This is a genomic window from Salipiger sp. CCB-MM3, from assembly GCF_001687105.1.
Taxonomy (GTDB): Bacteria; Pseudomonadota; Alphaproteobacteria; order Rhodobacterales; family Rhodobacteraceae; genus Salipiger.
On the sequence record NZ_CP014595.1, the window covers coordinates 2,696,615 to 2,722,900 of the forward strand.

A 26,286-nucleotide genomic window follows, 5' to 3' on the forward strand; every position below is an offset into this window, starting at 1 on the left:
ACCGGACCGGCAGGCGGGCAGAGCGGATAGAGGTGTCATGAAATCACTTGCAGGCGGCGTGTGGCAACGCAGGCCGACAGGTCTTGCCGCTCGGATCATTCTGTTCCTGTCGCTGGCCCTCGTACCCATCGGCGTCGTCGCTTATTTCCAAACCAGCAAGCTGGCCGAAGAGACGCGTCTGCGCTCTCAGCTCAGCCTCGTTGCGCTGACCGAAGCCGCCGCGCTTGGCGAGCGCGAGACGATCCTGCGCGCGCAGGGCGGGGCGCAGGCGCTCGGCGCCACCTTGGGCCAGCGGCTCGAAGATACAGAGCAGTGCTCGGACCGGCTGGCGGCCTATCTCGGTGCCTCGCCGGGTTATTCCTTTGCCGGGATCATGACGCTCGATGGCGACGTCTCGTGCAATTCGCGCGGCGTTCCCATGACCGCGGCGGAATATCCGCGCCTGCAGCGCATCGTCGACGAGCCGGGTGCCACCGCATGGCTCAACACCTACGGTCCGATCTCGCAGCGGTCGGTGATCGTTGTCGCGCAGCCCTATTTCGTCGGCGGAGAGCTGGCCGGTCACGTGCTTTTGTCGGTACCTTCAGTGCTGCTTCCACGCGGCCACGGCGAAGGCGGGCCGTCCGATTTCGACGATCTCATCACCATCAACGAGCATGGCGAAATCCTCACCTCCCGCGAAGAGGTGGAGGACGTCGAGGGGCTGCTTCCCGCGGATCTGGATTTGCAAAGCCTGATTGGCGCCAAATCCCAGAGCTTTGCCGCACGCAGCGCCGACGGCGAGACGCGCGTCTACGCCGCCGCGCCGCTGGTGCCGGGGATGATCCACGCCGTCGGCGTTTGGAGCCGCAAGAACGCCGAGGCGCAGGCGATCAGTGTCGATGGGCTGGCGGTTATGGCCGCCGCTCTGCCGTTCCTGATGTGGGCGGCCTCGGTGATCGTCGCCTTCCTTGCCGTCAACCGGTTGGTGATCCGCCATATCAAGCGCCTGTCGCGGCGGATGCGCGCCTTCGCGCTGTCGCGCCGGGTGCCTGCGATCCGTGACGAGGCGATGCCCGCCGAGCTTGCGGATATGGAAGACGATTTCCTCGACATGGCCGATGCGATCCTGCGCGACGAGGCGCAGCAGGAAAACGCGCTGCGCGAAAAGACCATTCTTCTCAAGGAAGTCCACCACCGGGTGAAGAACAACCTGCAGCTCATCTCCTCGATCATGAACATGCAGATCCGCCAGTCGCGCAGCGACGAGACCCGCGCCATCCTGCATCGCCTGCAGGACCGGGTGCGCAGCCTCGCCACCATTCACCGCAATCTCTATCAGACCGAAGACCTTGGTCATGTGAACGCCGGTGCGCTGCTCAAGGATCTGGTCCAGCAGATGGAGCAGATGTCCGAGGTCAGCGGGCGGCGGGTCAATCTGACGGTCTCTGCCGACGATATCGAGGCGGTGCCCGATCAGGCGGTGCCGCTGTCGCTGCTCACCGCCGAGGCGATGACCAATGCGATGAAATACGCCACCCCTGGGGCCGATGGCATCACCCGCGTATCGATCCGTCTGGCCCGCTTGGCCGCCGGCCGGGCCGAGCTTGAGGTACTGAACTCCTCGACCCAAAACAGCAGGGCCGAAGCCGAAGAGGCGGTCCCGCAGGGCATGCGCGGCGAGCCCGCCGGGCTGGGCTCGAAACTGATGATGGCCTTCGCGACGCAGCTGGGCGGCACGCTCGAGCAGCATCACACAGAGACCGGCGAATACCGTGTCTACATCAACTTCGCGCTGGTAGATTTCACCCCTGATCCAACCACTCCAACGGGGATGCCCAATGTCCCGGACTACTGATCTGACCGAGCCTTTGCCGCTGCCGCGGCCCAAAACCGCCGAAGGCAAACCGCGCCGCATCGGCGTCGAGATCGAGTTCTCTGGCCTCACCGAGGCGCAGGTGGCGCGCATCCTCGTCAAACAATTGGGCGGCAGCGCCCGCGAGGAAAAGCGCGGCCATTGGGTGGTCGAAGGCGGCGGCATGGGGGATTTCGAGGTCTATCTCGACAGCCAGCCGCTGGAACGGCTCGACCATGACGGTGTCGGCGGGCAGATCCGCGATCTGGCGCGCGCAGTTGTGCCGGTCGAGATCGTCTCGGACCCGCTGGAAGTTCCGCAGATCGCCGAGTTCGACCGCGCCATTCAGGCGCTGCGCGAGGCCGGGGCCGAGGGCACTGGCACCGGCGTGCTGTCGGCCTTCGGGGTGCATTTCAACCCCGAGGTCGTGTCGACCGACTATGCCGACGTGATGCCGGTGATCACCGCCCACGCGCTGCTCGAAGATTACATCAAGCGCGTCGCGGGCACCGATTTCTCGCGCCGCGTGATGACATGGGTCGCGCCCTATCCGCGCGCGCTCGTCGACCGTCTGGCCGCCGAAAAGCCGCCCGCGACGATGGACGCGCTTATCGACACCTACCTCGAGCTTGCGCCGTCGCGAAACCACTCGCTCGACATGCTGTGCCTCTTTGCCCATCTCGACGAGGAGAAAGTGGCCAAAGCGGTCGACATGGAACTGGTCTCGCCGCGCCCGACCTACCATTGGCGTCTGCCCGACTGCCGCATCGACGAGAAGGGCTGGACCCTCGCGACCGAATGGAACCGCTGGGTGCTGGTGGAAACCGTTGCGGGCGATGCCGATTTGCTGGAGCGGCTCTGCGCGGCATGGCGCGACCACCGCGACGCGCTGACCTCGATCCGCCTCGACTGGTCCTATCGGGTCGAGCGGATGCTGCAAGGGGCAGGGCTGTGCGACCTCTGATCGGGGTCACCGTCTCGCGCAGGTCGGGCTGGCGGGTCTTTCCCTTCATGGCCTTCGCCGTCTGGCTGGCGGGTGGCCGCGCGCTGCGCTGGCAGACCGGGCGGCGCGAGGTCGATCTCGACGGCGTGCATGGTGTGGTCATCGGCGGCGGCGACGACATCGAACCCACGCTTTATGGCGGCGAGCTGCAGCTTGACGTGCGGCTTGATCCGGAACGCGACGCGCTGGAACAGGGCGTCCTGCGCGGCGCGTTCGAGCGCAACATGCCGATCTTGGGAATTTGCCGCGGGGCGCAGATGCTCAACGTGGTGCTCGGCGGCACGCTGCACGCGGATGCCTATGCGGTGCACCCGTCGCGGCGCTATCGCACGGTGCTGCCGCGCAAGAAGGTGGATGTGCTTTCGGAAACGCTGCTGGCCCATACCGCGCGCACCGACTGTCTGCGGGTCAATGCGCTGCACTCGCAGGCGGTGGACCGGCTCGGCGACGGGCTGCGCGTCGCGGGGCGCGACGATGGCGGCATGGTGCAGGCGGTCGAGCGGCTGAGCGATCCTTTTGCGCTGGGGGTGCAATGGCACCCTGAATACCTCGTCTACCGCCGCGCGCACCGGCGCCTTTTCCGCGCGCTGGTGGCCGCCGCCCGTGCCCGCCGCGACGCCCAATGCCAGTTGGACGCCGCCGAGGCCGATGCGGCGCTGCCGCAGTTCTTCGACCGCTGAAGCGCGGCGCTCAGCCGCTGATCATATCGGCCACCGGTGGCGCCGTCTCGATCTGCGCCAGCGGCAGGTCCAGCACGATATGGCCGCCGTGATCGGCATCCGCATGGGTGACCATTTCGAAGATCGGCACGACCCGGCGCTCGTGACCAAAGAATTTGCCGTTGTCCACGACGATATGGCTAAGCCGCCCGGTCTGCGCCTCATACAGAAGGTCGCTGACGCTGCCCGCCTCGCCGTCGCGTCCGAACACCGGCTTGCCGATCCAATCCGCAAGGCTCTCATAGCGCTCCAGCGCCGCCTCCCAGCGCGGGTCGGTCTCAGCCTCGGGAAGGGCGCCGGCGGGCAGCGGCGCATGCGGCGAGCCGAAGGGCCCCACCACCAGCGGCGGCATGGTCGCCATCAGTGCCAGCATATCCTCGCGCCCGCCCGCCATGCGCGGCGCGCGCTGCAGCTCGCCATCGGTGACATGCAGTGGCAGGCTGCGGTCATGTGCCTCGGGCAGCCCCAGCGAAGACGCGGTCACCAGCAGCCGCTCGGCGGCACCGAAACCGGCGGGCGAGACGATGGCCCAGGCCAGCTTGCGCCCGTCGGGATCGAACAGCAGGTCCTGCAACACAAAATCGCGCTCGCCCCCCGTGAGGCGCCATGTGAGCAGGTCCGAGAGCGAGATGAGCATGTTTTCGCCTTTCCTTGGGTTCCGAAATCTTAACACGGATATGCGACATTCTGTTCCGGAACCGGCGCTGCGCTGCCGCGTTCTCATGACAAGCGCAAAAGGAGACAGCCATGACCATCGATATCTTTATCGTCGGGTTGGCCGCTCTTATCATAATCGCGGTCCTGATCTTTGCCCTGACGAGTGAAAGCGAACAGGAGCATGACAGGAAGTCGCGCTAGACCCGAGCGACCCGATCCGGCCACGGGCCCGGAAGGACGCAAGACTTCCGTGCGCAGAAGAAGCACGACGAGGAGGGCGGTTCCCGCAAAGGGGGCCGCCTTCCTGCGTCTGCGGCCCTTTGCGAAGCATAGTCAGGTCCCTTAGTCGCGGCCTGCACAGCGCCCGCGCACCCGACGTCAGCCCGCTGCCCCCACGGGCGAACAGCTTCCGCAGAGGCCGATTGCGGGTTGCCGCGCTTGACGTCCCTCCGTCCGATGCTGGTATACCATTTCCGAATCCAAGCGCGGCCCGGGAGGGGCTGCGCAAACACAGAGGATATTTCGATGCTCGACAAATCCGTGTTCACCCCCCATGGCAAACACCTGATCGCCGGCGCGTGGGTGGCAGGCGAGACCACCTTCGCCTCCGAACCCGCGCATGGCCCCAGCCATGAGTATTCGGTCGGCACGCCCGAGCTGGTCGATCAGGCCTGCAAGGCGGCCGAGGAAGCCTTCTGGACCTATGGCTACACCACCCGCGCGGCCCGCGCCGAGTTTCTGAACGCCATCGCCGATGAGATCGAAGCGCGCGGTGATGCGATCACCGAGATCGGCACGCAGGAAACCGGCCTGCCCGAAGGCCGCCTGCAGGGCGAGCGCGGTCGCACCACCGGCCAGCTGCGCCTGTTCGCAGAGCACATCCTGAAGGGCGATTATCTCGACATCCGCCACGACGAGGCTCTGCCCGATCGCCAGCCGCTGCCGCGCCCCGACATCAAACTGGTGCAGCGCCCGATCGGCCCGGTTGCCGTCTTTGGTGCCTCGAACTTCCCGCTGGCGTTCTCCACCGCGGGCGGTGACACCGCGGCTGCGCTGGCCGCGGGCTGCCCGGTGGTCGTCAAAGGCCACGGCGCGCACCCCGGCACCGGCGAGATCGTCGCCGAGGCGATCCTCGCCGCGATCGAAAAGACCGGCATGCCCAAGGGCGTCTTCTCGCTGGTGCAGGGTGGTAAGCGCGACGTCGGTCAGGCGCTGGTGCAGCACCCGCTGATCAACGCCGTGGGCTTCACCGGCTCGCTTGGCGGCGGCCGCGCGCTGTTTGATCTCTGCGCGCAGCGCGATGTGCCGATCCCCTTCTTCGGCGAGCTGGGCTCGGTGAACCCGATGTTCCTGCTGCCCGAGGCGATGAAAGCGCGCGGCGCTGACATCGGCACCGGCTGGGCGGGCTCGCTCACCATGGGCGCCGGCCAGTTCTGCACCAACCCCGGCATCGCGGTGGTCGAGACCGGCCCCGAGGGCGACGCTTTCGTGGCCGCGGCTGCCGAGGCGCTGAAGGGCGTGACCACCCAGTGCATGCTCACCGATGGCATCGCGCAGGCCTATAAGGACGGCAAGTCGCGCTTCGATGGCCGCAACGCCGTGAAGCCGGTGCTGGTCACCGACAGCGAAGGCCGCAACGCGCTGCCCAACCTCTTCGAGACCGACGCCGCCAACTACCTGCAGGACCACGCGCTTGGCGAAGAGGTCTTCGGCCCGCTCGGCCTGGTGGTGCGTGTTTCGGGTCCGGACGAAATGGACGAACTGGCGCGCGGCTTCGAAGGCCAACTCACCGCGACGCTCCATATGGACGAGGGGGACACCGCGCTGGCGCAGCGGCTGATGCCGGTGCTCGAGCGCAAGGCGGGCCGGGTGCTGGTCAACGGCTTCCCGACCGGCGTCGAGGTCTGCGATGCGATGGTCCACGGCGGGCCTTACCCGGCCTCGACCAACTTCGGCGCGACCTCGGTGGGCACCATGTCGATCCGCCGCTTCCTGCGCCCGGTCAGCTATCAAAACCTGCCCGATGCGCTGCTGCCGGTCGATCTGACGTAATCCCCGCGCTCATGCGGCCCGCGCCCGCGCTGCCCCCGATGGGTGGCGCGGGCGTCTGCTTTTGGGATTTGCGTATTTTTAAAGAGAAGAAGCAGGGGGGGGGCGCTCCTTCGTCTTCCTCTTGGCAGAAATATCCCGGGGGAGGCCGCGCAGCGGCCGGGGGCAGAGCCCCCCAACTACGGCGGCCGCGTTCGAGATCCCTTTCTCCCGCCCGCGCTTTGCGCTAAAGGCGGGGTTTGAATCCGCAAGAGGTGCGTGCCATGACATTCTCCCTCGCCATCGTCGGCCGCCCCAACGTTGGCAAATCCACCCTGTTCAACCGGCTTGTCGGCAAGCGGCTGGCGCTGGTCGACGACCAGCCCGGTGTCACCCGCGACCTGCGTGAGGGCGAGGGCAAGCTGGGCGATCTGCGCTTTACCGTGATCGACACCGCCGGTCTGGAAGAAGCCACCGACGAGAGCCTTCAGGGCCGCATGCGCCGCCTGACCGAGCGCGCCGTGGACATGGCCGATGTGTGCCTGTTCATGATCGACGCCCGCGTCGGCGTGACGCCCACCGATGAGGTGTTCGCCGAGATCCTGCGCAAGCGTTCGGCGCATGTGATCCTTGCCGCCAACAAGGGCGAGGGCTCTGCCGCCGATGCCGGTGTGCTCGAGGCCTATAGCCTCGGCCTTGGCGAGCCGATCCGGCTTTCCGCCGAGCACGGCGAGGGCCTGCCCGATCTCTACAGCGCGCTGCAGCCGCTCGCCGACGGCTTCGCCGAGCGCGCCGCCGAGGAGGCGCCGGAGGTCGAGCTTGATGTCGAGGATGACGAAATCGACGAGGAGACCGGCGAGGCCACGCTGCCGATGCCGAACGCGACCAAGCCGCTGCAGATCGCGGTGGTGGGCCGCCCCAACGCGGGCAAGTCGACGCTGATCAACAAGATCCTCGGCGAGGACCGGCTGCTCACCGGCCCCGAGGCCGGGATCACCCGCGACGCCATCTCGGTCCGCATGGACTGGGAAGGCGTGCCCATGCGCATCTTTGACACCGCCGGCATGCGCAAGCGCGCAAAGGTGCAGGAAAAGCTCGAGAAACTCTCGGTCTCCGACGGTCTGCGCGCGGTCAAATTCGCCGAGGTGGTGGTGGTTCTGCTCGATGCGGCCATCCCCTTCGAGCAGCAGGATCTGCGCATCGCCGATCTTGCCGAGCGCGAGGGCCGCGCCGTGGTCATCGCGGTCAACAAATGGGACGTCGAGGAGCACAAGCAGGAGAAGCTGCGCGACCTCAAGGAAGCCTTCAACCGGCTGCTGCCGCAGCTGCGCGGCGCGCCGCTGGTCACCGTTTCGGCCAAGACCGGGCGCGGCCTCGATCGTCTGAACGCGGCGATCATGAAGGCCTGGACCACCTGGAACCGCCGCGTCTCGACCGGCCAGCTCAACCGCTGGCTCGAAGGCATGGTCTCCAGCCACCCGCCGCCCGCGCCGCAGGGCCGCCGCATCAAGCTGCGCTATATGACGCAGGCCAAGACCCGCCCGCCGGGGTTCGTGGTGATGTGCTCGCGTCCGCAGGATATGCCCGACAGCTACACCCGCTATCTGGTGAACGGGCTGCGCGAGGCCTTTGACATGCCCGGCACGCCGATCCGCCTGACGCTGCGCGGGCAGGGCGACAAAAACCCCTGGAAGGGCAAGCGCGAAAAGAACGCCGGTGCGCTGAAAAAGCACCTCGGCAAGCTGCCCAAAAAGAAGGGCTAAGGGCCGCGCCCTTGGGACATGGAAAAGCGCCGGAGCGGAGGCTCCGGCGCTTTTTGTTTCGCGTTTTTGTTTTGCGGTGGCGAAGGGGTCAGCCCTTGGTGATGGCCAGCAGGCCGCCGCCGAGCAGCGATTGCACCAGCAGGGCCAGCGCCCAGAACGCCGGATATTCCCAGCCGCCGCCTTCATTGGTGAACCAAAAGCCGTTCGGACCGTGGGCGAGGATGGCGGCGCCAAGCAGTACCGGGATCAGCAGCAGCGCCACGAGGCTGGTCTGGAACCCGACAATGAGCGCAAAACCGCCCAAGACCTCGGCGGCGATCGTGACATAGGCCATGACGCCGGGCACGCCGAGCGAGGCGAAGTATTGTGCCGCGCCGGTGGGGGTGAAGACGAAGACCTTCAGCCAAGCGTGGGCGAGGAAGAGCGCGCCAAGCGCGACGCGCAGCAGCAGGGCGGCGGTGAGGATCGAGTTGGTGGAACCGAAACCAAGCGATTGCAGGATGTTAGTCATTGTATCTCTCCAAGATCGGGGCCGCGTTTGGCGGCGCATCATTTGATGAGGCAGAGATAGCGGCGCGCGACTGCCGCGATAATGTGGTAAGTTGTTGGAATATTATCCCCGTTTCATTCTCAATATAAGGCGATTTCTGGGGGTTTTATGCATGCCAGACCTTGATGCCGGGCGGGATCCGCCGCGCAGTCGCGGCCTGCGTGCGACAACCCATCCGGGCTTTGAACGTGTCGGAAAGGCCCTTTAGCGTGTGCAGTTAGGCGGTTTTGAGCGTCTTCGCACTCGCAGCATAGGTGTGCGCTTGGCGCCCTTACGCAACAGAAGGTTGCAAGATTAAAGGGCTCTGGTTAACCTTCGAGTCACATTGATCTGGAGTATTTGGAATGAAATTGACTCATCTTTCCGCAATCGCGGCTGTTCTTGTGATGGCGTCTGGCGCAGCCATGGCAAATACCAAGCAGGTGAAATGTGACGGTTTCGTCATCGCTATCGCTGATGAAATCGCTATGGCAGCAGAAGAAAACGCAGGGTCCATGACCGAGGCAGAAGCCAAGATCTGCGAAGCTGCCACCCAGATCTCGGTCTCGGGTGACGACCCGGAAGTGCATGAAATCGTAATCCTGCCTTACGAGATCAGAACCACCGTCGTCATTATCCCGGTCGACTGACAGGCCCAAAGTCGGCTCGAATGAGCCGAGCGCGGGCAAGGGAGGGGGCTATTCGGCGGGTCCGCCAGAGCGCAGGACACCCCGACAGCATCCAGATAAAAAACACCCTCACGGGATATCCTGTGAGGGTGATTTCATGTCGGCGAAGGGCAGGCGGCCGGCTTATTCGGTGTCGGTTCCGCGCAGCGCGAGGATGGCCACGATGCCTGCGGCGGCCAGTCCGGCAACGGCGATGTTGAACGGGCTGGTATTGGCGACGATCACCGCCACCAGCGCCCAGATCACCGTGATGCCGTAGAGCGGCGCGCGGTGCAGCCGGTATTGGATGGTCACCGAGAGCGCCAGCGCCAGTGCCAGTGCCAGCAGCGCCGCCGGGGTCTGCGGCAGCAGCCCGTAACCCGACAGCAGCAGCCCGACCGAGACACAGGAGGCCGCAGAGAGCCAGCCTGCATAGATCGCGATGGGCGCGATTTGCCACCAGCGATCCATGTCACCGGCGCGGAACAGGGCCAGCAACGCGGTGACCAGCATCACCCAGATCATCGCGGTGGCGGCGATCGGCGAGACCTGCGCCACCGGCAGCCAGAAGATGCCCACCGCGAGGCTGACCAGCAGCGGATCGCGGTGATCCATCCAGTCGAAATCATCCGAGCGGCGGAAGAGGCCAAAGCCGGTGCCCGCGATCAGCCACAGATAGATCAGCCCCCAGATCGCGAAGGCATAGCCCGCCGGTTGCACCGGCGGGTCGATCTGCGGCACGGGAAAGGCGTCCGGCGCGAACCCGTTGAACCCGGGAAACACCAGCGGCGAGGCCGCGAAGGCGACCGCCGCGAGGAACAGCAGAAGCGGCCGGACCCAGATCATCTTAGACCAACGTGCCGTCGGCGGCGATGCGGGTCTTGCCGCGCAGCCACGGGTGCAGCGCCTCGGGCAGGTCCACCGAGCCGTCCTCTTGCTGGCCGTTCTCCAGCACCGCGATCAGGCAGCGCCCGACGGCGAGGCCCGAGCCGTTCAGCGTGTGCAGGAACTCGGGCTTGCCGCCATCGGCGGGCTTGAAGCGCGCGTTCATCCGGCGGGCTTGGAAATCGCCGCAGGTCGAGACCGAGCTGATCTCACGGTATTGGTTCTGACCGGGCAGCCAGACCTCAATGTCATGCGTGCGGCGCGCGCCAAAGCCGATGTCGCCGGTGCACAGAACCACGGTGCGATAGGGCAGGCCGAGCTTTTCAAGGATGCCCTCGGCGCATTTGGTCATGCGATCGTGCTCTTCGCGGCTGTTGTCCGGGTGCGTCACCGAGACCATCTCGACCTTCTCGAACTGGTGCTGGCGCAGCATGCCCGCAGTGTCGCGGCCCGCCGAGCCCGCCTCGGAGCGGAAGCATTGGGTGTGCGCCACATAGCGGCGCGGCAGATAGCCTTCGTCCACCGTCAGCCCGTTGACGATATTGGTCAGCGTCACCTCGGCGGTGGGCACCAGCCACCAGCCCTCGCGGGTCTGATAGCTGTCCTCGCCGAACTTCGGCAGCTGGCCGGTGCCATACATCATCTCATCGCGCACCAGCACTGGGGTCCAGGTCTCAGAGAGCCCGTTCTCCTCGATGTGGGTGTCGAGCATAAACTGCGCCAGCGCCCGGTGCACACGCGCCACGGCGCCCGAAAGCACCACAAAGCGCGAGCCGCTGAGTTTGGCGGCGGTCTCGAAGTCCATGCCGGGGATCACGGCGGGCAGGTCGAAATGCTCCTTGGCTTCGAAGCCAAGCGCCCTCGGCTCACCCCAGCGGCGGATCTCGACGTTGTCGTCTTCGTCGGCACCATCGGGCGTGTCGTCATAGGGCAGGTTGGGGATGCCCATCAGCATGTCGGTCAACTGCGCGTCGAGATCCTTGGCCTTGGCCTGCATCTCGGCGACCTCGGCCTTCTTCTCGGCGACCAGCGCGCGCAGCCGCTCGAACTCGGCTTCATCGCCGCTGGCCTTGGCCTTGCCCACGTCCTTGGAGGCGGCCTTCTGCGCCGCCTGCGCGGTTTCGGCGGCGTGGATCGCGGCGCGGCGCTCTTCGTCCAGCGCCAGCACGGGGGCCGAGGCATTCTCCACACCCCGGCGCGAGAGCGCCGCATCAAAGGCGGCGGGGTTTTCGCGAATGGCGCGGATGTCATGCATCGGTCTAATCCTCTTTGTCTGCGACTCGCGCGGGTTATGCCCTGAATCGCTCAGGGAGTGTAGAGGGCGCCGTGCGGAAGGCGATCCCTCAGCCAGCGATCCACCGGCACCGCGAGGCTGGTTTGCGCATTGGTGGCGCTCACGACGCCGATGATGCGCCAGATGCCGTCGGTTTGCGTCAGTACCGGGCCGCCGGAATTGCCGTGCCGCACCGGGCACGACAGGCGCAGCAGCGCATGGTCCAGCGCGCCGCCGCAGTCAAAGCGCGCCGAAAGCCGGTTGGGCCGCAGATCGTGATAGCCGATCACCGCAAAGGGCGGCGCGGGCGCATCCCCCAGCGTCAGCGGCGTCACCTCCAGCGGATGCGCGAGGGTGAGGAGGGCAAGGTCATGCTCGATGTCGATGCGGTGGCCCGCATAGGCCTGCGGGTGCACCTCATAGGAGGCGACGGCGGCGTGATCGGCAAAGTCCCCGCCCAGCCAGCCTGCGACGAAATGCAGCCGCTCCGGCCGCAGCGGGTCGCCCTCGGCCCCGGCGACGCAATGGGCGGCGGTCAGCACCAGATCGGGCGCGACGAGCGTTCCCGAACACATGCCGCGCCGGTTATATCCCTTGGTATTGACCCGCCCGATCGCCTGCCACTGGGCATGGTCCTCGGGCGGCAAGGGCGGAAGGTCCGCCGCAGCGGCGGGCAGGGCGAGGAGCAGGAGGGCAAGGAGGAGGCGCATTGGGCTACTCGGGGTTCTCGGGGTCCTGGCCGATGGAGCGTTGCCAGTCGCGCCAGCGGGTCTCGAAGCCGTCGTAGTCGAGTCTTTCCGGATCGTCTGCGTTGCAGGGATGCCAGTGCTCGGGGCGCGACACGCCCTCGGGCAGTTGCACGGTGGAGTCTGCGAAGATGTCGTAACGGAAGGGGAGGAGTTGTGATATCGTGATATCATCGACAGAGCTCACCGATGCACCTCGAAGAGCAGCATCGGTGAGCTCTGACACTTCCGAGAGCTCCGCCCTAAAAAGGTTAGCGCCCTGCATCTTCGCCATGCTGAGGTCCGCGCCCTGCATCTTTGCAAAACGGAGGTCCGCGCCCTTTATCTTCGCCATGCTGAGGTCCGCTCCCTGCATCTTTGCAAGAATGAGTGCCGCGCCTTGCATGTCCGCCTCGCTAAGTTCCGTGCCTTGCATCTTCGCAATGCGGAGGTCCGCCCCCTGCATATTCGCCGAGCGGAGGTCCGCCCCCTGCATCTCCGCCCGCCGAGGTGCGCCCCCTGCAGGTCTTGCCCGGACAATCTGGCCCGCTGCAGATTGCTCTCTTGCAAGTCGAATGGCAGGTCCCTTGCTGGCAGTCCGACAATCGCCGCCAGCCTGCTCAGCGTCACAACCGCGGCTTCCATGTCGGAACGCAGCGGCGGCAGGCCCCTTGCCCACTGACGTAGCTCTTTGGGATCATCTGTTTTCGGGGGTGTCTCCGCGGGCCAGGTCTCGCGCGACAGTTCACGCACATACATGCTGAGGATGCGCGCGACACGTTCGGCGATCTCGCGTTCCGGACGTTCCCGCACCAGCCCCTCCAACCGGTCGATCGCGGCAGTGCGCCGGACCACATCGTCCTCCCAGCCGTTGAACCGCTTTCGCGCCGTATCCCCCTTCAGCTTCTTGTAGGTCTCGGGCAGTGTCACCTGCCGCTGCGCGTGCAGGTCGGCGGCGGCCTCGGTAATCTTCTGGTTGAAGAGCGCTTCCTTCGCCGTCTCAGTTTGCGCGCGCGTCAGCCGCAGGCGGTTGAGCGTGATCGGCAGGGTGACGACCGCACCCAGCACGGCGGTCAGGGCGGCCAGTTGCGCCAGCTTGAACCGCCAGTTCCAGACCGCTTCCTTGGCTTCGTCCGTGATCGGATTGAGAGGCGGGATGTCGGACCAGCCGGTGTCTAGGATCAGCCCGACCAGCCCGACGACAAGAAGCAGTAATAGAGCCAGCCAAACGACCGCAGCACCTACCGCCAAAAGCACAAGCACTAGGAAGAGGCCGCTGTCGAGGCGCTCGTAGCCCAGTCGCTTCTGAAACGCTTCAACAGGTGACAGCGCTTGTCGAACTTGCTTTGGCAAATACGCGGCCACTAAGAGTATTGCCACGGTGGCCATCAGAGCCGCGAAAACCTGCGGCGAAATCGGAATTGTCGTCACGTTGCGCGTCCTATCCCCTCATCGTCCCGCGGCGACCCTAACCACCCCATTCCCCACCGTCCATCACGCACACGTGTGCGCATGGCCCGTGCATCCTTTGTGCATGCGGTGTGACCGCTGCCATCGCGCCTTGCATCGGCGGAGGATCGCACATAGGTTCCGGCCAAATTTTGCGGGGGGTGTCCCCCAACATACACCAAGAGGAGCCCGCCCATGGATGGCAGCGCAATTGCCCAGTTCGTTCCCCTGATCCTGATCTTCGGTATCATGTACTTCCTGCTGATCCGTCCCCAGCAGAAGAAGGTCAAAGAGCACCAGAAGATGGTGAACGCGCTGCGCCGCGGCGACCAGATCGTCACTCAGGGTGGCCTGATCGGCAAGGTGTCCAAGGTCAAGGAAGGCGGCGAAGTCGAGGTCGAGATCGCCGAGGGTGTGAAGGTCCGCGTGGTGCAGAGCACCGTCGCTCAGGTCCTGTCGAAGACCGAGCCCGCAGAATCCTGATCCCAACGCGAAAGCGCCCACGACAATGCTTCAGATCGATCTTTGGAAACGCCTGACAATCTGGGCGCTTGTGATCGTAGGGCTGGCCTTGGCCAGCCCTAACCTGTTCTATAACAGGGTAGAATCCCACAACGACGCGGTTGCCGCGATCGAGAAATCCGGTGCAACGCCCGAGCGTGAAGAGGCCGCGGCCAGCTGGCCGAACTGGCTGCCCTCGGGGCTGGTGAACCTCGGTCTCGACCTGCGCGGCGGCGCTCACCTGCTGGCCGAGGTCAAGCTGGATGAGGTCTATGCCTCGCGGCTCGAAACCCTCTGGCCGGACGTGCGCGACATCCTGCGCCCCGAGCGCAGCACCGTCGGCACCATCCGCCTGCAGCCCTCTCAGCCCGGCGAGCTGCGCGTGCGCATCTCCAACCCCGACGGCATGGCCCGCGCGCTGGAGCTGGTGCGCGGCCTTGCACGCCCCGTGACCTCGCTCACCGGCGCGGGCGCCAACGACCTGCAGGTCGCCGGCGATGGCGATGAGATCGTGGTGACGCTTTCGGAGGCCGAGAAACAGGCCACCGACGAGCGCACCATGCAGCAGTCGCTGGAGATCATCCGCCGCCGTATCGACGAGGTTGGCACGCGTGAGCCGACAATCCAGCGTCAGGGCAACGACCGCATCTTGATCCAGGTGCCGGGCGTCGGCTCGGCTGCAGAGCTCAAGGACATCATCGGCACCACCGCGCAGCTGACCTTCCAGCCGGTCGTCAGCCGCACCACCAATGCCGACACCACCCCCGGCGTCGGCAACGAGCTGCTGCCGTCGATGGATGAAGAGGGCGTCTATTATGTGCTCGAGCAGGCCCCCGTCGTCACCGGCGAGGAACTGACCGACAGCCAGCCCAGCTTTGACCAGAACGGCCGTCCGGCGGTGACCTTCCGCTTTAACCCCGGCGGCGCGCGTAAGTTCGGCGATTACACCGCCGAGAACATCGGCTCGCCCTTCGCCATCGTGCTCGACGACGAGGTGATCTCGGCCCCGGTGATCCAGAGCCACATTCCCGGCGGCTCGGGCATCATCACCGGCAACTTCAGCGTCGAGGAATCCACCAATCTCGCCGTGCTGCTGCGCGCCGGTGCGCTGCCTGCGGGGCTCGACTTCCTCGAAGAGCGGACCATCGGGCCGGAACTGGGACAGGACAGCATCGACGCGGGCAAGCTCGCCACCGGTGTCGCCTTTGTCGCGGTGCTTGGCTTCATGTGGGCCAGCTACGGTCTGTTTGGTCTCTTCGCCAACGTCGCGCTGATCATCAACATCGGCCTGATCTTCGGCCTGCTGTCGACCATCGGCGCCACGCTGACGCTGCCCGGCATCGCCGGCATCGTGCTGACCGTGGGTATGGCGGTGGACGCCAACGTGCTGATCTTCGAGCGTATCCGCGAGGAACTGAAGACCGCGCGTGGCCCGGCCCGTGCCATCGAGCTTGGCTATGAAAAGGCGCTTTCGGCCATCGTCGACGCCAATATCACCACCATCATCACGGCGATCATCCTCTATGTCATGGGCTCGGGTCCGGTGCGCGGTTTCGCCATCACCCTTGGCCTCGGCATCGTCACCTCGGTCTTCACCGCGATCTATGTCACCCGGCTGCTGATCGCGATGTGGTTCGAACGTCGCCGTCCCAAAACCATCGAGGTCTGAGCCATGCGTCTTCGCGTCATTCCCGACAATACGAGCTTTGACTTCTTCAAGCACTGGAAGCTGTGGCTGGGCATTTCGGGCGTTCTGCTCGTGCTCGCGCTGGCCAGCTTCGGCATCCGCGGCCTGAACTACGGCATCGACTTCCGCGGCGGCACCACCATCCGGACCCAAAGCACGGAGGCCGTCGACGTCGGCGCTTACCGTGACGCGCTCGGCGCGCTGGGGCTGGGGGATGTGGTGATCTCCGAGGTGTTCGATCCCTCCTTCGGGCCGGATCAGAACGTCGCCATGGTGCGCATTCAGGCGCAGAACGATGTGGAGTCGGTGACCCCGGAAACCATCGCCACCGTCGAGGCGGCGCTGCAGGAGGTCGCGCCGGACATCAAGTTCGTCTCGGTGGAATCCGTTGGCCCGAAGGTTTCGGGCGAGCTGATCTGGACCGCGGTCGAGGCCGTGGCTCTGGCGATCGGCGCGGTGCTGATCTACATCTGGCTGCGGTTCGAATGGCAGTTCGCCGCCGGGGCCGTGCTGGCGCTGGTGCACGATGTGATCCTGACGATCGGCGTCTTCTCGGAACTGCAGATCAAGTTCGACCTCACCACCATCGCGGCGCTGTTGACCATCGTCGGCTACTCGCTCAACGATACGGTGGTGGTCTTTGACCGGGTCCGCGAGAACCTGATCAAATACAAGAAGACCGAGCTCAAGGACGTGCTGAACCTGTCGATCAACGAGACGCTCAGCCGGACCTTCATGACCTCCTTCACCACGCTGCTGGCGCTCTTCGCGCTGTTTGCTCTGGGCGGTGACGTGATCCGCGGATTCGTCTTCGCGATGATCTGGGGCGTCTTCGTCGGCACCTATTCGTCGGTGTTCATCGCTTCGGCGCTGCTGCTGTGGTTTGGCGTCAAGCGCGACTGGTCAAAGCCCGAGGCCGAGGTCGAAGCCAAGAAATCCGGGACCAGCGTCTGAGGCGCAAAGTTCCATTCTGGTATGGAAGGGGCCGCATCGTCGGCCCCTTTTTTCGTTTGGTCGCCGGGGGATGCCCCGGAGATGATCACTCATTGTGCAACGCTCAGGGAAACGCAGTGTTGCGGGCCTAGACTTTAGGTTAGCGCATTGGGTCCTTGGCATAGGCGCGCTAGTGTCAAACTCCATACACAAGGGCGCCCGCCTCTCCGGCGAGGGCGCCGATGCTGCTGTGCGGCAAAATTCATTTGATTCTTCACCGATGTGTCATAAAGTGCGGCCACGCGGCTAGGCCAGGCGTCGTATGTTGACGTGGGAGGGGTGTACCGCGTCTTGGCCTGCGCGTTCATGGAAGTGCGGTCCGCGTCGGATCGCCTGTGTGGGACTAGGGGAAGAACCATGCGGATGAACGAAATCAACTTTAGCGATGCCATGCCTGTCGAGGGTTATGGCCCGGGCTTCTTTCGTATCGGCGGTCGGCCGGTCGATGGGGGCGTCTGCATCTCGCCGCAGGGCATGAAATCCTGGGCGGGGCTGTCGGACGAAGAAACGTTGGTCGCGCTCGCGGGCGAGGTCGACGTGATCTTTGTCGGCACCGGCGGCGATATCGCCCTGCTGCCCAAGGCGCTTTCGGCCCGGCTCGAAGAGGCCGGTGTCGGCGTCGAAGTGATGAACTCTCCCTCTGCCTGCCGCACCTACAACGTGCTGCTGGGTGAGGGGCGCCGGGTTGCGCTGGCCGCGCTGCCCGTCTGACGACGACCCATCCCAGCCAGTCCGTGGCGTCATCCCCTAAGGATGATCAGACCGGACCAGCCATTTTCCTGCAACAGCTTGTCGCGGCGCGGCTTTCGCGCTTTCCCGAACCTCATCACTGAGGTAAGCGAAAGCATGGACCTATCTGTTCGCGATCTGGCCGTGGCCCGGGGAGGAGTGCCGGTGCTGGAGGGGCTGAGCTTCACGCTCGCCCCCGGACGTGCCTTGGTTTTGCGCGGGCCAAATGGTTCGGGCAAGACAACGCTTCTGCGCAGCATCGCGGGGCTGCAGCCCGCGTTCAGCGGCACGATCGAAGGCGCGGGCGAGCGCATCGCCTATGCCGCCCATTCCGACGGTCTCAAATCCATGCTGACGGCGGCTGAGAACCTGCGCTTCTGGGCGCAGGTCTTTGCGCAATCCGACATTGAAGCAGCGCTCGACGCCTTTGACCTGCGCGGGCTGGAAGACCGGCCCGCGGGCACGCTCTCGGCAGGGCAGAAGCGCCGCTTGGGCCTCGCGCGGCTGATGGTCACCGGCCGTCCGGTCTGGGTGCTGGACGAGCCCACCGTGTCGCTTGATGCCGTCTCGGTGGCGCGCTTCGCCGAGGCGGTGCGCGGCCATCTGGCGGGCGGCGGCTCGGCGCTGATGGCCACGCATATCGATCTGGGGCTGGACGAGGCAGAGATCCTCGACGTCACCCCGTTCAAGGCGGCGCCGCGCGTCTCCATAGAGGACGAGGCCTTCCTGTGATCGCGCTACTTCTACGGGACCTGCGGCTGGCGGTGCGGGCAGGGGGCGGCTTTGGCCTCGGCCTTGCGTTTTTCCTGATCGTCACCGTGCTCATTCCCTTCGGCGTCGGTCCGGAGACCGGGCTGTTGTCGCGCATCGCGCCCGGCGTGCTGTGGATCGGCGCGCTGCTGGCCTGCCTGCTGTCGCTCGACCGGATCTTCGCGCTCGACTGGGAGGATGGCTCGCTTGACCTGCTGGCCACCGCGCCGCTGCCGATGGAGGGGATCGTCACCATCAAGGCACTGGCGCATTGGATCACCACCGGCCTGCCGCTGGTGCTTGCCGCGCCCGCGCTTGGCGTGCTGCTGAGCCTGCCGCCCTCGGGCTACCTGTGGGTGCTGGTCTCGCTGGCGCTCGGCACACCGGCGCTGTCGGTCATCGGCACCTTCGGGGCGGCGCTGACCGTGGGGCTGAAGCGTGGCGGGCTGCTGCTGTCGATCCTCGTGTTGCCGCTCTATGTGCCGACGCTGATCTTTGGCGCCGAAGTGGCGCGGCGCGGGGCCGAGGGACTGGCGGTGCAGACGCCACTGCTGATGCTCGCGGGGATCAGCTTTGGCACGCTGGCCTTGCTGCCCTTCGCCAGCGCGGCGGTGCTGCGGATCAATCTGCGCTGACGCGCCACAGCCGGGGCGGGTGCCAGAGATTGCGCTTGCCGAATATTTGAAGTGTAACGGGGCGTGAGCTGCGCTAGGGGAGGCCCATGTCGATCTGGGAATACGCCAATCCGGTAAAATTCATCCGCACCACGGACCGCATCCTGCCATGGGTGTCGGCCGGGGCGGTGCTCTGCCTCGCGGGGGGGCTGGTCTGGGGCTATTTCTTCACGCCCGACGATTACCGGCAGGGCTCGACGGTGAAGATCATCTACCTGCATGTGCCCTCGGCGCTGATGGCGATCAACGCGTGGATCATGATGCTGGTCGCCTCGCTGATCTGGATCATCCGGCGCCACCACGTCTCGGCGCTAGCGGCCCGCGCCGCCGCCCCTGTGGGCGCGGTGTTCACGGTGATCGCGCTGGCCACCGGCGCGCTCTGGGGGCAGCCGATGTGGGGCACATGGTGGGCGTGGGATCCGCGTCTGACCTCCTTCCTGATCCTGTTCCTCTTCTACCTCGGCTATATGGCGCTGTGGTCGGCGATCGAGAATGACGACACCGCCGCCGATCTCACGTCGATCCTCTGCCTCGTGGGCTCGGTCTTCGCGCTGCTGTCGCGCTATGCGGTGCTGTTCTGGAACCAAGGGCTGCATCAGGGCGCCTCGCTGTCCATGGACAAGGAAGAGAACGTGGCCGATGTCTTCTGGTATCCGCTGCTGGTCTGCATCGCGGGCTTCGTGCTGCTCTTCGTGGCATTGGTCTTCCTGCGCACCCAGACGGAAATTCGCGCCCGCCGGTCGCGCGCGCTGCTGGCGCGGGAGGGGCGCACATGATGCCCGATCTGGGAAAATACGCCTTCGCGGTTCTGGCGTCCTATGGTGTCAGCCTCGGGCTGATCATCGTGGTCGTGGCGCTGAGCATCGCCCGCGCGCGCAAGGTGCGCGCCGAGCTGCAGAAAATCGAAGATCGGGTGAAACGGCATGGCTAAGATCTCGCCGCTGATGGTGATCCCGCCGGTGATCTTTGCCGCCTTCGCGGTGATGGCCTATTTCGGCATGCAGCGCGGCGATCCTAACACGCTGCCCTCGACCTTCATCGGCAAGAGCGCCCCGGCGCTGCCCACGCAGACGCTCGAAGGCTTCCCCGAAGTGGCCGATGCGGCGCTGCGCTCGGGCGAGGTGACGGTGGTGAACTTCTGGGCCAGCTGGTGCCCGCCGTGCCGCGCCGAACATCCGGTGCTGCTGCATCTGGCCGAGCAGGGCGTCCGCATCGTCGGGGTGAACTACAAAGACAAGACCGGCGCCGCCTCGGGCTATCTCACCGAGGACGGCTCGCCCTTCATCGGCGTGCCCTTCGACCCGCAGGGCCGCGCCGCCATCGAATGGGGCGTCACCGGCCCGCCCGAAACCTTCATCCTGGGCGGCGACGGCACGGTGCTGCACAAGCACGTCGGCCCGCTCGCCGGCACGCTCTACACCGAAGATTTCCTGCCCGCGCTGGAGCAGGCTTTGGGCCGCGATCTCGAGCCCTGAGCGCGCGCAGGCGGAAACGCCGGGCATTGAGTATTTGGGGAAAGATGAAAGCGCGCCTGCGGCGCTTAGCAGAGCTGGATTTGCAGCTTTGCAAGTCTCGGTCCAACGGGTGCTTTCATTGTTCCGCAAATACGCCCGCCGGAGGCGTCCGGCCCATGCCACGCGCAGGCTGATGCGGGCAGGGCGCGGATTTGCGTATTTGCAGAACGATGACACCCGGGGGCGGCGCCTAACAACCCGGGCGCCGACGGTTCGGATGAAGGCTTGCGAGGCGGCGGCGCATGGGGCACAACGCATGAAAGTCTTTTGACAGGAAGAGGGGACGCACCCGATGAATCTCGCAATGAACCGGTCCGTTCTGGTGGACACTTTCGGCGCCCGTGAAGGCCTTGCGCTGCGCGCCAAGCAGGCCGCGCTGGTCATCGCCGGTATCGCGCTTCTGGCGATCGCCGCGAAGATCAAAGTGCCGGTGCCGGGCTCGCCGGTGGCCATCAGCATGGGCACTTTCGCCGTGCTCACCGTGGGCGCGGCCTATGGCGCACGCCTTGGCCTGGTGACCATGATGGGCTGGATGATCATCGGCATGCTCGGCTTTGACGTGTTCCAGAGCTCCTCGGCCGATCTCAACGGCATCGAGTACATGATGGGCAGCACCGGCGGCTACCTCGTGGGCTACCTGATGGCCACCGTTCTGCTCGGCACGCTGGCGCGCCGCGGCTGGGACCGCACCGCCCCGAAGATGGCCGCGGCCATGCTGCTCGGCAACGTCGTGCTTTACGTGCCCGGCCTGATCTGGCTCGGCATGCTCTACGGCTGGGACAAGCCGATCCTCGAGTGGGGCCTGACGCCCTTCCTCTTCGGCGATGCGGTGAAGCTGGCGCTGGCCGCGCTGCTGCTGCCGGCGCTGTGGAAGCTGGTGGGCCGCGCCCGCGGCTGAGCCTTGCTCCGAGCCAAGTGACAGAACGCGGCGCAGATATCTGCGCCGCGTTTTCTTTTGCCCGATCGGTCGCACGAGGGGCCCGATGACTGACCTGCCTTGGACCATGCCGCTGCGCGACGCGCGGGATCGCGAGAACTTCGGCGCCGTGGCGGCGCTGCTGCGGCGCGTGCCGCAGCCCTATGGGCGCGATCCGGCGCAGGACCATATCACCGGCTCGGGTTTCGTGGTCTCGCCCTGCCGCGGCTTCACGCTGCTCCTCCATCACGCCAAGCTGAACCGCTGGCTGCAGCCGGGTGGCCATTGCGATGGCGACCCTGATGTCGCGGCGGTCGCGGCGCGCGAAATTTTCGAGGAGACCGGACTGACCGCGCGGCAGCTCTCCGGCGCGCTTTTCGACATCGATATTCATCAGATCCCGGCGCGGCGCTCGGAGCCTGCGCATTTCCATTACGATCTGCGCTTCCTGTTCGAGGCTGACCCAGCGATCCCCTTGCAGCGCAACGCGGAATCGCATGACCTTCGCTGGGTGGCGCTGGACGATCTTCCGCGCTACGCGCCGCAGCCTTCGGTCTGTGTGCTGCGTGAGAAACTGCCCCTCTGGAGGGCCGAGAGCGGAGACTGAGCGCGATGATCCTGCAGGCGCAGATTCCCTATGACCTGAGCCAGATGAAGCCGCTGCCGGGCATCGCCCCGCTCGATCCGGCGGACTGGCTGCAGGTCGATGACGCTTTCGCGCCGCAGATGGAAGAGCGCGCGCGCCTGCTGCGCGAAGTGCGCGAGACGGTGCTGGGCATCGAGCCTGAGGCGATGCCCGCGGCGCAGGAATTGCTGGAGGTGGTGCTGGCGCATTTGCCGGGCGGCTATACGCGCGACGGCGAGCAGGTGACGCGTCCCGACGGGGTGGTGGTGACGCTCGACCGGGGCGATCCCATGGGCACGCTCGGCGTTCTGGTGCAGGAGGATCTGTGCCTGCTGCAAAAGCGCGGCGACGAGCACGTGCTGACCGGGGCGGTGCTGTGCTTTCCAGCGGGCTGGCGGCTGGCGGATAAGATCTCGCGTCCGCTCAGCATCATCCATGTGCCGATCCCCGAATATGACGACAATATCGGGCGGCGCGTGCAGCGCTTGTTCGACGGGGTTCAGCAGGGGCGGCCGCTGATGCGGGTCAACCGGCTGTTCCATGACGATCCGCTGCTCCACCAGCCGGTGCCCCGGCGCAGCAACAACGACCGGGCCGCGCCGGAGACGGCGCCTTACCTGCGCTCAGAACGGCAATGCCTCTTGCGCCTGCCCGAAACCCGCGCCGTGGTGTTTTCGATCCACACCTATGTGGTGCGGCGCGGGCCAGAGACGCTCTAGGACGCGGGGCTGTTTACGGAGCGGTCCGCAGATCGCCGGCGCGGACGCCGCCCACCACGGAGAGCACCAGCGCGGCGGGAAAGCTCAGCAGGGCCATCGCGCCTGTGGTCACCCATCCGTTCACCGGCTTGGGCGCGGCGAGGGTCTCCGGCTGCGGAGCGCTGGCCGCCAAGCTGGAGCCTGCGCTGGCGTGGCGGTCCATGGCGGTGCGGATGCTTTCGGTCAATGCGCGCTCTTCGGCGCTATCGAGCGCGGTGAAGCGTTTGCGCAGTTCACGCTGCGATTGCGCGGGCAGCGCTTCGGGGGTGAGCTTTGTGCCGGGCGAGAGCCATTCGATCTCGGTGGCGCCGCTGAGCGCCGAAAGTGTGCGCACGGCTTCGAGCAGCAGGGCAATGGCGCGGGCGCCCTGAGCAATGCCGCCGTCGCGGCTGAGCACCCGTACGACCAGACGTCTGCCCCGACCGCCGCGCGGTTCAAACTGGCTCAGGCACAGGCCCAGACGGTCGCCCATCAGCGCGAGGCGCCGACGCGAGATTCGCAGCGGGCGGCCAGAGCCATTGTCATGCTGGAGAAGTGCTTTGCCTGCTGCCTTGAGCAGTTCGAACAGATCGGGTTTGCCAGCATCGAGCGGCAGGTGAAGAGCTGCGTAGGGGGCTTTGCCCGTCATTGTCGTTTTCCTTCTGGAACGCCTTTGACGGAAAATTTGCGCGGCAAATGGGGAGAAACTTGGGCGGGAAATTGCCCAGGGATGGGCAACTGCTCACAGCCTTGCCCATCCCGCATTTGCAGAAATGTAAATCAGCCGACTCTTTGCGCCACGAGCGAGATCGCCTGCTGGTAGACCGTCGCGGCATTCCACTCGTTCAGGACGCGGAAATTGGCGGTGCCTTCGCTGAACGGCTGACCCGGCTGCCAGCCTTTCTGGCGCAGGAAATTGGCGGTCGAGGCCAGCGCGTCGAATTGGTTGTAGAAATCGACGCGGCCATCGCCATTGCCATCGACGCCGTAGCGCAGCGCGTTGCCGGGCAGGAACTGGGTGTGGCCAAGCTCGCCATGGGCGGCGCCTTGCTGGCTCGGCGAAAGCATTCCGCGATCCACCATCTGCAGCGCCGCGATGGCATGCGGGGTGAAGAAGGACGAGCGGCGGCAGTCATAGGCGACCGTGGTGATCGAGGAAACCACCGGCACATTGCCCATGGTGCGGCCAAAGCCGGTTTCCATCCCGTGGATCGCCAGAAGGATCCCGGCGGGCACGCCGTAGCGCTGCTCGAGCGAGCGGAAGAACTGCGGGTTCTGGTCGCGCCGCTTGCGCACCTGCGCGGCGAAACCGTCAAGCGAGCCGAGGCGGATGCGGATGAACTCGTCGAGCGGGTATTTCACGCCCTTCTGGCTGCGGTCGACCTTGATGGTGTAGCTGGAATAGGGGGCGCTCATCAGCGCGTCGATGCCGCGCTGGCCGACACCGGCGCGTTGCGCCTCGGCGGCGAACTCGCGTTTCCACGCGTCAAACCCGGCGGCGGAATTGCCGCAAGTGGCCGCGATGGCGGATCCGGCGGACAGGGACAGCGTGGCGGCTGCGAGAAACTTCAGAAAGGTGCGGCGCATCTTGGGACTCCGAACAAACGTCTTTGGTTGAAATAGGTAGTTCGCCGTCGGGGGTTCGGAAAGGGAAGAGACGGCCGCAGGTGCTGCGCGGCGGGTCTCCGCTGCTTCACGGTACGGGAGACACGGCGCACGATCGGACCCATGCGGCCCAGTCCGGACCAGTGCGGCGGCGGCGCGGGGCTCAGATCGAGGCGATTTCCATGGCGCGGGTGATGATCATCACCACCAGAACGAGCAGGGCTGCGATAGCAAGGCCAAGCATTGTGTTGCGCTGCAGCCGTCGGCGGCGTTCCCGCGGCGTCTCGGCGTCAGCAAAGCTGCCGGACAGGGTCGAAAGCGGCTGCGCGTCGCCGTGGCTCGCGAAGCTGTCGAAGCGGTCGGTGAAATTTTCGTTCATTCTGAAATTCCTCTGAGGCGTGAGGTCGAAATTCCCTCACGGGCGAGCCTCAAGGAGCAATCTGGATTTTACAGGGCAGGATCACGGCATGAAAAAGGCGCCCCGAAGGGCGCCTTTTCCGAAGTCTCCGCGGTGCGGGATCAGCAGCTGTAGTACAGCGCGAATTCCACGGGGTGCGGGGTCATTTCGTAGGCTTCCAGCTCTTCCATCTTCAGAGCGATGTAGCCTTCGACCTGGCTCTTGGTGAACACGTCGCCTGCCAGCAGGAAGTCCATGTCGGCTTCCAGCTCGGTGAGCGCTTCACGCAGCGAGCCACAGACGGTCGGGATCTCTGCGAGCTCTTCCGGCGGAAGGTCGTAGAGGTTCTTGTCCATGGCTTCGCCCGGATCGATCTTGTTCTTGATGCCGTCGAGGCCGGCCATCAGGAGCGCCGAGAAGCACAGGTAGGGGTTTGCCGCGGGGTCGGGGAAGCGAGCTTCCACACGCTTTGCCTTCGGCGATTCGGTCCACGGAATACGGACGCAGCCCGAGCGGTTGCGGGCCGAGTAGGCGCGCAGAACGGGGGCTTCGAAGCCCGGAACCAGACGCTTGTAGGAGTTGGTCGCCGGGTTGGTGAAGGCGTTCAGGGCCTTCGCGTGCTTCAGGATGCCGCCGATGAAGTACAGCGCTTCCTGCGACAGGTCCGCGTATTTGTCGCCTGCGAAGAGCGGCTTGCCGTCCTTCCAGATCGACATGTTCACGTGCATGCCCGAGCCGTTGTCACCCTTGATCGGCTTCGGCATGAAGGTTGCCGAACGGCCATAGGCCTGTGCCACGTTGTGGATGACGTATTTGTACTTCTGCAGCTCGTCGGCCTGCTTGGTCAGCGTGCCGAAGATCAGGCCCAGCTCGTGCTGCGAGGTCGCAACTTCGTGGTGGTGCTTGTCGACCTTCATGCCGAGGCGCTTCATGGTCGACAGCATCTCGGAGCGGATGTCCTGGCCGTCGTCCGACGGGTTCACCGGGAAGTAGCCGCCTTTGTAGGTCGGACGGTGGCCCAGGTTGCCCATCTCGAAGTCAGCGTCGGTGTTCCATGCGGCGTGGTCCGCATCAACTTCTGCCGAAATCTTGTTCGGGGTGACCGAGTATTTCACGTCGTCGAACAGGAAGAATTCAGCTTCCGGGCCGAAGAACGCCGAGTCGCCGATGCCCGAGGAGATCAGGTAGGCTTCTGCTTTCGCCGCGGTGCCGCGCGGGTCGCGGTCGTAGGCTTCGCCGGTGTCGGGTTCGACGACCGAGCAGTGCAGGCAGAGCGTCTTCTCGGCGTAGAACGGGTCGATGTAGGCGCTTTCGGTGTCGGGCATGAGCTTCATGTCGGAAGCTTCGATCGACTTCCAGCCGGCGATGGACGAGCCGTCGAACATGAAACCTTCATCGAGGAAATCTTCGTCGACGAGATCGGCGACGACGGTCACGTGCTGGAGCTTGCCGCGCGGGTCGGTAAAGCGGATGTCGACGTATGCGACGTCCTCATCCTTAATAAGCTTGAGAACTGCGTCCTTGCTCATTCCCTTCTTCCCTTTCTGTACTTGGGTCCGAATTTTTCGGGTGATTGGCTGCTCCGGCGCCGCAAGGGCGCGCGGAGCGCGGTCGTTCGGGTCCGT

General features: G+C 65.6%; 28 protein-coding genes and 1 pseudogene. 18 read left to right on the forward strand and 11 right to left on the reverse strand.

Annotation, left to right across the window (positions count from 1 at the left end; all coding sequences use genetic code 11):
• Positions 1 to 37: 37 nt before the first annotated feature.
• From AYJ57_RS12940 to AYJ57_RS12950, 3 genes are read left to right on the forward strand one after another with little or no spacing between them, the layout of a single operon-like run.
• On the forward strand, positions 38 to 1,837 hold the full coding sequence (locus tag AYJ57_RS12940; RefSeq protein ID WP_066105946.1) for a sensor histidine kinase: 1,800 nt from the start codon (positions 38 to 40) through the stop codon (positions 1,835 to 1,837).
• Entirely contained in the window at positions 1,821 to 2,798 is a 978-nt protein-coding gene (locus AYJ57_RS12945) for an amidoligase family protein (protein WP_066105949.1), read from the forward strand. The genes AYJ57_RS12940 and AYJ57_RS12945 overlap by 17 nt, the downstream gene beginning before the upstream one ends.
• Positions 2,786 to 3,517 (forward strand): gamma-glutamyl-gamma-aminobutyrate hydrolase family protein, encoded by a 732-nt coding sequence (locus AYJ57_RS12950; protein ID WP_066105953.1) that lies wholly within the window; start codon positions 2,786 to 2,788, stop codon positions 3,515 to 3,517. The genes AYJ57_RS12945 and AYJ57_RS12950 overlap by 13 nt, the downstream gene beginning before the upstream one ends.
• A gap of 10 nt (positions 3,518 to 3,527) precedes the next feature.
• Here AYJ57_RS12950 and AYJ57_RS12955 read toward each other — a convergent pair whose 3' ends face one another.
• On the reverse strand, positions 3,528 to 4,193 hold the full coding sequence (locus AYJ57_RS12955; RefSeq protein ID WP_066105956.1) for a PRC-barrel domain-containing protein: 666 nt from the start codon (positions 4,191 to 4,193) through the stop codon (positions 3,528 to 3,530).
• A gap of 545 nt (positions 4,194 to 4,738) precedes the next feature.
• On the opposite strand from AYJ57_RS12955, the gene AYJ57_RS12960 reads away from it, so the two are divergent.
• The gene (locus AYJ57_RS12960; RefSeq protein ID WP_066105959.1) at positions 4,739 to 6,265 is read left to right on the forward strand and encodes an aldehyde dehydrogenase (NADP(+)); all 1,527 of its coding nucleotides are present in this window, start codon (positions 4,739 to 4,741) and stop codon (positions 6,263 to 6,265) included.
• Between the two features lie 260 nt (positions 6,266 to 6,525).
• The gene (gene der, locus AYJ57_RS12965; protein WP_066105963.1) at positions 6,526 to 8,004 is read left to right on the forward strand and encodes a ribosome biogenesis GTPase Der; all 1,479 of its coding nucleotides are present in this window, start codon (positions 6,526 to 6,528) and stop codon (positions 8,002 to 8,004) included.
• 88 nt (positions 8,005 to 8,092) lie between these two features.
• Here der and AYJ57_RS12970 read toward each other — a convergent pair whose 3' ends face one another.
• Positions 8,093 to 8,515 (reverse strand): DoxX family protein, encoded by a 423-nt coding sequence (locus AYJ57_RS12970; protein WP_066105966.1) that lies wholly within the window; start codon positions 8,513 to 8,515, stop codon positions 8,093 to 8,095.
• Positions 8,516 to 8,898: 383 nt separating this feature from the next.
• On the opposite strand from AYJ57_RS12970, the gene AYJ57_RS12975 reads away from it, so the two are divergent.
• The gene (locus tag AYJ57_RS12975) at positions 8,899 to 9,183 is read left to right on the forward strand and encodes a hypothetical protein (protein WP_066105969.1); all 285 of its coding nucleotides are present in this window, start codon (positions 8,899 to 8,901) and stop codon (positions 9,181 to 9,183) included.
• Positions 9,184 to 9,345: 162 nt separating this feature from the next.
• Here the strand turns inward: AYJ57_RS12975 and AYJ57_RS12980 are convergent, their stop codons facing one another.
• The 5 genes and pseudogenes from AYJ57_RS12980 to AYJ57_RS26640 form a co-directional block, all read right to left on the reverse strand.
• Positions 9,346 to 10,047 carry a hypothetical protein gene (locus AYJ57_RS12980; RefSeq protein ID WP_066105972.1) on the reverse strand — a complete coding sequence of 234 codons (702 nt, stop codon included), beginning with the start codon at positions 10,045 to 10,047 and terminating at the stop codon, positions 9,346 to 9,348.
• 1 nt (position 10,048) lies between these two features.
• A complete protein-coding gene (gene serS, locus AYJ57_RS12985; RefSeq protein ID WP_066105975.1) occupies positions 10,049 to 11,341 on the reverse strand; it encodes a serine--tRNA ligase in 1,293 nt (430 codons plus the stop codon).
• Positions 11,342 to 11,391: 50 nt separating this feature from the next.
• Positions 11,392 to 12,069, reverse strand: coding sequence for a trypsin-like serine peptidase (locus AYJ57_RS12990; RefSeq protein WP_066105977.1), 678 nt, complete (start codon positions 12,067 to 12,069; stop codon positions 11,392 to 11,394).
• A 4-nt stretch (positions 12,070 to 12,073) separates the two neighbouring features.
• The gene (locus AYJ57_RS12995; RefSeq protein ID WP_237220155.1) at positions 12,074 to 12,439 is read right to left on the reverse strand and encodes a pentapeptide repeat-containing protein; all 366 of its coding nucleotides are present in this window, start codon (positions 12,437 to 12,439) and stop codon (positions 12,074 to 12,076) included.
• A 24-nt stretch (positions 12,440 to 12,463) separates the two neighbouring features.
• Positions 12,464 to 12,580, reverse strand: a pseudogene (locus tag AYJ57_RS26640) (pentapeptide repeat-containing protein); the annotation flags it as partial.
• Positions 12,581 to 13,728: 1,148 nt separating this feature from the next.
• Between AYJ57_RS26640 and yajC the strand changes: the two are divergent.
• From yajC to AYJ57_RS13060, 12 genes are all read left to right on the forward strand, one after another.
• Positions 13,729 to 14,016: a preprotein translocase subunit YajC gene (gene yajC, locus AYJ57_RS13005; protein WP_066105986.1), complete on the forward strand. Its 288-nt coding sequence runs from the start codon at positions 13,729 to 13,731 to the stop codon at positions 14,014 to 14,016.
• A gap of 25 nt (positions 14,017 to 14,041) precedes the next feature.
• Entirely contained in the window at positions 14,042 to 15,703 is a 1,662-nt protein-coding gene (gene secD, locus AYJ57_RS13010; protein ID WP_066105989.1) for a protein translocase subunit SecD, read from the forward strand.
• A 3-nt stretch (positions 15,704 to 15,706) separates the two neighbouring features.
• Positions 15,707 to 16,675 (forward strand): protein translocase subunit SecF, encoded by a 969-nt coding sequence (gene secF, locus AYJ57_RS13015; RefSeq protein ID WP_066105990.1) that lies wholly within the window; start codon positions 15,707 to 15,709, stop codon positions 16,673 to 16,675.
• 396 nt (positions 16,676 to 17,071) lie between these two features.
• Positions 17,072 to 17,425, forward strand: a complete 354-nt coding sequence (locus tag AYJ57_RS13020; protein ID WP_066105995.1) for an Mth938-like domain-containing protein — start codon at positions 17,072 to 17,074, stop codon at positions 17,423 to 17,425.
• A gap of 135 nt (positions 17,426 to 17,560) precedes the next feature.
• Positions 17,561 to 18,175 carry a heme ABC exporter ATP-binding protein CcmA gene (gene ccmA / locus AYJ57_RS13025; RefSeq protein WP_066107082.1) on the forward strand — a complete coding sequence of 205 codons (615 nt, stop codon included), beginning with the start codon at positions 17,561 to 17,563 and terminating at the stop codon, positions 18,173 to 18,175.
• Positions 18,172 to 18,828, forward strand: coding sequence for a heme exporter protein CcmB (ccmB, locus tag AYJ57_RS13030; RefSeq protein WP_066105998.1), 657 nt, complete (start codon positions 18,172 to 18,174; stop codon positions 18,826 to 18,828). The genes ccmA and ccmB overlap by 4 nt, the downstream gene beginning before the upstream one ends.
• A gap of 86 nt (positions 18,829 to 18,914) precedes the next feature.
• On the forward strand, positions 18,915 to 19,643 hold the full coding sequence (locus AYJ57_RS13035; protein ID WP_066106001.1) for a heme ABC transporter permease: 729 nt from the start codon (positions 18,915 to 18,917) through the stop codon (positions 19,641 to 19,643).
• Positions 19,640 to 19,798 (forward strand): heme exporter protein CcmD, encoded by a 159-nt coding sequence (gene ccmD / locus AYJ57_RS13040; protein ID WP_193789490.1) that lies wholly within the window; start codon positions 19,640 to 19,642, stop codon positions 19,796 to 19,798. Before AYJ57_RS13035 ends, ccmD begins: the two co-directional genes overlap by 4 nt.
• Positions 19,791 to 20,342: a DsbE family thiol:disulfide interchange protein gene (locus AYJ57_RS13045; protein WP_066106004.1), complete on the forward strand. Its 552-nt coding sequence runs from the start codon at positions 19,791 to 19,793 to the stop codon at positions 20,340 to 20,342. Before ccmD ends, AYJ57_RS13045 begins: the two co-directional genes overlap by 8 nt.
• Before the next feature lie 331 nt (positions 20,343 to 20,673).
• The gene (locus tag AYJ57_RS13050; RefSeq protein WP_066106007.1) at positions 20,674 to 21,279 is read left to right on the forward strand and encodes a biotin transporter BioY; all 606 of its coding nucleotides are present in this window, start codon (positions 20,674 to 20,676) and stop codon (positions 21,277 to 21,279) included.
• 85 nt (positions 21,280 to 21,364) lie between these two features.
• Positions 21,365 to 21,904 (forward strand): NUDIX hydrolase, encoded by a 540-nt coding sequence (locus AYJ57_RS13055; protein WP_066106010.1) that lies wholly within the window; start codon positions 21,365 to 21,367, stop codon positions 21,902 to 21,904.
• Positions 21,905 to 21,909: 5 nt separating this feature from the next.
• Complete coding sequence (locus AYJ57_RS13060) at positions 21,910 to 22,641, forward strand: heme-dependent oxidative N-demethylase family protein (protein ID WP_066106013.1); 732 nt, start codon at positions 21,910 to 21,912, stop codon at positions 22,639 to 22,641.
• A gap of 13 nt (positions 22,642 to 22,654) precedes the next feature.
• Here AYJ57_RS13060 and AYJ57_RS13065 read toward each other — a convergent pair whose 3' ends face one another.
• From AYJ57_RS13065 to glnA, 4 genes are all read right to left on the reverse strand, one after another.
• Positions 22,655 to 23,308 carry a hypothetical protein gene (locus tag AYJ57_RS13065; RefSeq protein ID WP_066106016.1) on the reverse strand — a complete coding sequence of 218 codons (654 nt, stop codon included), beginning with the start codon at positions 23,306 to 23,308 and terminating at the stop codon, positions 22,655 to 22,657.
• Between the two features lie 131 nt (positions 23,309 to 23,439).
• Positions 23,440 to 24,246: a lytic murein transglycosylase gene (locus AYJ57_RS13070; protein WP_066106019.1), complete on the reverse strand. Its 807-nt coding sequence runs from the start codon at positions 24,244 to 24,246 to the stop codon at positions 23,440 to 23,442.
• Between the two features lie 181 nt (positions 24,247 to 24,427).
• A complete protein-coding gene (locus AYJ57_RS13075; protein WP_066106022.1) occupies positions 24,428 to 24,643 on the reverse strand; it encodes a hypothetical protein in 216 nt (71 codons plus the stop codon).
• Positions 24,644 to 24,783: 140 nt separating this feature from the next.
• On the reverse strand, positions 24,784 to 26,190 hold the full coding sequence (glnA, locus tag AYJ57_RS13080) for a type I glutamate--ammonia ligase (RefSeq protein ID WP_066106025.1): 1,407 nt from the start codon (positions 26,188 to 26,190) through the stop codon (positions 24,784 to 24,786).
• Between the last annotated feature and the right edge of the window lie 96 nt (positions 26,191 to 26,286).